Annotated in this window: 1 protein-coding gene; it reads left to right on the forward strand. The window is 76.8% G+C overall.

Going from position 1 to position 5,004, the window contains the following annotated elements; translation table 11 throughout:
- On the forward strand, positions 1–5,004 hold a 5,004-nt coding region (locus UWG_RS30695), incomplete at both ends, for an SDR family NAD(P)-dependent oxidoreductase (RefSeq protein WP_016909307.1).

The following is a 5,004-nucleotide window of genomic DNA, read 5'->3' on the forward strand; positions in this document are numbered from 1 at the left end:
CGGCTCGGCCGTCAACCAGGACGGCGCCTCCAACGGACTGACCGCGCCCAGCGGACCTGCGCAGCAGCACGTCATCCGGCAGGCGCTCGCCAACGCGCGGCTCTCCCAGACCGAGGTCGACGCCGTCGAGGCGCACGGCACCGGCACGACGCTGGGCGACCCCGTCGAGGCCCGGGCGCTGCTGGCGACGTACGGCCAGGGCCGTCCTGCCGACCGGCCGCTGTGGCTCGGCTCCCTGAAGTCCAACATCGGCCACGCGCAGGCGGCGGCCGGGGTGGCGGGCGTCATCAAGACGGTGCTGGCGCTGCGGCACGGCGTGCTGCCGAGGACGCTCCACGTGGACGCGCCCACCCCGCACGTCGACTGGTCCTCGGGGGCGGTCTCCCTGCTCACCGAGGCGCAGGAGTGGCCCTCGCGGGCCGGCAGGCCGAGGCGGGCGGGCGTCTCGGCCTTCGGTGTCAGCGGCACCAACGCGCACGTGATCCTGGAGGAGCCGCCGGACGCCCCGGCGCCGCCGGCCGCACGCCCGGAGCCCGCCGTTCCGCTGCCGTGGGTGCTGTCGGCGAGGACGCCGCGGGCGCTCCGGGAGCAGGCGGAACGGCTCCACTCGTGGACCGACGAGGCGGACGGGCCCGAGGGCGACGCCGCGCCGGCCGCCGTCGGCGCGGCGCTCCTGCGGAGCAGGACGGTCCTGGAGCACCGCGCCGTCGTCGTCGGCGACAGCCGGGACGCGCTGCGCGCGGGGCTCGCCCGGCTGTCCGGCGCGGAGACGAGCACCGTGCGCTCCACCCGGCCGGTCTCCGGCCTCGCCGACGCCGGTGAGCGCGTCGTCCTCGTCTTCCCGGGACAGGGCGCGCAGTGGGACGGCATGGCACGGTCGCTCCTCGCCACCTCGCCGGTCTTCGCCGACCGGCTCGGGGAGTGCGCCGACGTCCTCGACCCGATGACCGGCTGGGCCCTGCTCGACGTGCTGGCGGGCAGGCCGGGCGCCCCCGCGCTCGACCGGGTCGACGTGGTGCAGCCCGCGCTCTTCGCCGTGGGGGTGGCGCTCGCCGCGCTGTGGCGCTCCGGCGGCGTGGAGCCCGCCGCCGTCCTCGGCCACTCGCAGGGCGAGATCGCCGCCGCCTGCGTGGCGGGGGCGCTCTCTCTCGAGGACGCGGCGCGCGTGGTGGCCACGCGCTCCAGGGCGCTGCGGGCGCTGTCGGGGACGGGCGGCATGCTTTCCGTCTCCGCGTCCGCCGAGGACGTGGCACGCCTGATCGCCGACGGCTACGGGGAGTTGGCGACGGCGTCCGTCAACGCGCGGGAGATCACGGTGGTTTCGGGTGAGATCTCCGCGCTGCGGCGGTTCGCGGCGGAGCGCGAGGCCGCCGGGACGCACGTGCGCTGGGTCGCCGTCGACTACGGGTCCCACTCGGTCCAGGTGGAGGCCGTCGAGGCGGAACTCGCCGCGGAGCTGGCCGGCATCCGGCCGCGCCCGGCCGCCACACCGATGTTCTCGACCGTCGACGCCGACTGGGCGGACGGCACCCGGCTCGACGCCGCCTACTGGTACCGCAACCTGCGCCGGACCGTCCTCTTCGCGCCCGCCGTCGAGAAGCTGGCGGAGCAGGGCCACGACACCTTCATCGAGGTCAGCCCGCACCCGGTGCTGACCACGGGCATCGAGGAGACGCTGCGGGAGGCGGGACCCGCGCGGCCCCGCGCGGTCACCGGCACCCTCAGGCGGGACGAGGGCGACCGGGACGCGTTCCTCCGCGCGATGGCCGAGGCATGGGTCCGCGGTGTCGCCGTCGACTGGGCCACCGCGCTCCCCGACGCCGCCCGGCACCGGGCGACGCTGCCCACCTACCCGTTCCAGCACCGCCGTTACTGGCCCGAGGCGTCGGCCGGCACCGGCGACGTGACCGCCGCCGGGCTCGACCGGGCCGCGCATCCGCTCCTCGGCGCCCTCGTCGCATCGGCCGAGGGCGACGGCGTGCAGTGCACGGGGCGGCTCTCGCGCTCCGGTCACCCGTGGCTCGCCGAGCACACCGTCGCCGGGGCGGTGCTGCTGCCCGGCACGGCATTCGTCGAACTCGCCCTGCACGCGGGGACATTGGTCGACTGCCCGCGTATCGAGCAGCTCACCCTGGAGGCACCGCTGGACCTGACCGACGGCGGTGCGCGCCAGTTGCGCGTCGAAGTCGGCGAGGCGGACGGCGACGGGCAGCGCAGGGTGCGCGTGTGGTCGCGGCCGGAGGGCGCCGGAGCGGACTGGACGCTGCACGCCGCGGGCGCGGTCTCGCCGGAAGCCGGCGCGTACGAGCCGGACTCGGCGCAGTGGCCGCCGGCCGGCGCCGTCCCGCTCGGCACGGACGACCTCTACACCGGCTTCGCCGAAGCGGGGCTCGGCTACGGGCCGCTCTTCCGGTCGGTGCGCGCGGCGTGGTCGGCAGGCGAGGACGTACACGCGGAGGTGGCGCTGCCCGAGGAGACCGCAACGGACGGTTTCGCGCTCCACCCGGCGCTCTTCGACGCGAGCCTCCACGCCGTCGCGCTCCTCCCCCGGCAGGCTCCCGAGCCCGGGGTGCTGCTCCCCTTCCACTGGGAGGGCGTCACCGTGCACGCGGTCGGCGCGTCCGCACTGCGGGTCCGGCTGTCGCGGCGGGGAGAGGACTCCTTCGCACTGCACCTCTCCGACCCGTCCGGAGGCCCCGTGCTGTCGGTCGACGCGTTGACCCTGCGGCCACGCCCAGCGGACCCGTCGCGCCGTACCGCCGTACCCGACGGCCTCTTCCGCCTCGCCTGGCAGCCGTCCCGGGCCGCCGCCGCACCCGGGAAGCCCTCGCTGGTCTTTCTCGCCGGGGACGGAGCCGATGGCCTCCCCTCCTGGGAAGCCGGTGCGGTACCGGACGCCGTGGTGGCCCGCTGGGACCGCGGCCGGGACACGCTGGAGACCGTACTCGCGCTGCTCCACGCGTGGTTGGACCAGGAACGCGTGGTCGACTCCCGTCTGGTGCTGCTCACCGAGGGCGCGGTCCGAGCCGGCGCGGAGCCGCGGACCGTCGACCCGGTGCAGGCGGCCGCGTGGGGGCTGGTCCGCTCCGCGCAGGCGGAGCACCCGGGCCGCTTCCTCCTCGTCGACGTGGACGACCTGTCGGGCGGGGAAGCGGCGCTCGCGGCGGCGCTCGCGTCCGGCGACGAGCAGTGCGCGGTGCGCGACGGCGTCGTCCACGTCCCGCGGCTGGTGAGGGCCGAGCCGCGCGATGCGCTCGCGCCGCCCGCGGCGTCCGCATGGCGGTTGACGGCGGGCGAGCACGAGACCGTCGACGCGCTCTCGCTCATCGAGGCCCCCGACGCCCGCGCACCGCTCGCGCCCGGCGAGGTCCGGGTCGCCGTACGGGCGGCGGGCCTCAACTTCCGGGACGTGCTGCTCGCGCTCGGCAGGTATCCGGGCGGCGGGGCGCTCGGCAGCGAGGCCGCGGGCGTCGTCGTGGAGTGCGCCCCCGACGTCACCGATGTACGCCCGGGCGACCGCGTCTTCGGCGTCGTACCCCACTCCCTGGGGACGCTCGTCGTCGCGGACCGGCGCACTCTCGCACCCGTGCCTCAGGGGTGGAGTTTCGCGCAGGCCGCTGCCGTCCCGGTGGCCTTCCTCACCGCCTACTACGCGCTCGTCGACCTCGCCCGCACGCGTCCGGGGGACGCGGTCCTCGTCCACGCCGCCGCCGGCGGCGTCGGCACGGCGGCCGTCCAACTCGCCCGCCACCTCGGCGCCGAGGTCTTCGGCACGGCAAGCCCGGGCAAGTGGGAGACGCTGCGGCGGGCCGGCCTCGCCGACGACCGCATCGCCTCCTCCCGGACGACGGAGTTCGCCGCGCTCTTCCGCCGGGCGACGGGCGACCGCGGGATGGACGTCGTACTGAACTCGCTCACCGGCGAGTTCGTGGACGCCTCCCTCGGCCTCTGCGCGGCGGACGCCCGCTTCGTCGAGATGGGCAAAACCGACGTGCGCGACGCCGCGGAACTCGCCGAACGGTCCGTCGCCTACCGGGCCTTCGACCTGATGGAAGCCGGTCCCGACCGCATCCGGCAGATGCTCGCCGCGCTCCTCGAACTCTTCGCGGCGGGCGCCCTGACGCCCCCACCGGTCACGGTCCGGGACATCCGGGAGGCGCCCGACGCGTTCCGCCACCTCGCGCAGGCCCGCCACACGGGCAAGCTCGTCCTCACCGTGCCCCGTGCGCCCGATCCGGACGGCACCGTGCTCGTCACCGGCGGCACCGGCACGCTCGGCGGTCTCGTCGCCCGGCACCTCGTCACCGCGCACGGCGCACGGCACCTGCTCCTGGTGAGCCGGCGCGGCGAGGACGCGCCCGGAGTGGCCGCGCTCCGGCGGGAGTTGACCGGGCTGGGCGCCGTCGTCACCGTCGCGGCGTGCGACGTCACGGACCGGCGGGCGCTGCGGGAGATGCTGGCTGCCGTACCGGCCGCGCATCCGCTCACCGCGGTCGTGCACGCGGCAGGCGTCCTCGACGACGGGCTGGTCGGGGCGCTGACACCGGAGCGGCTGCGCCGGGTGACGGGCCCCAAGGCCGCCGCGGCGTGGGCGCTCCACGAGGAGACCTCCGACGCCGACCTCGCGGCCTTCGTCACCTTCTCCTCCGCGGCAGGGCTCATGGGCGCACCGGGTCAGGGCAACTACGCGGCGGCCAACGCCTTTCTCGACGGGCTCGCCCAACTCCGCCGCGCCCAGGGCCTCCCCGGGCTCTCCCTCGCCTGGGGGTTCTGGGAGGAGGCGAGCGGCATGACGGAGCACCTGGGCGACGCCGAGCTGCGGCGGCTCGCCCGCAACGGCGTACTGCCGCTCCCCTCGGCGCAGGGCCTCGAGCTGTTCGACGCGGCGCTCGCAGCCGATCACCACGGCGTCCTCGCGCCGGTCCGGCTGAGCCTGCCCGCGCTGCGCGCCCGGGCCGCGGACGACGCGCTCCCGCCGCTGCTCCACCGGCTCGCCGGGGTGGG

The sequence above is a fragment of the Streptomyces xiaopingdaonensis genome (assembly GCF_000262345.1).
Taxonomy (GTDB): domain Bacteria; phylum Actinomycetota; class Actinomycetes; order Streptomycetales; family Streptomycetaceae; genus Streptomyces; species Streptomyces xiaopingdaonensis.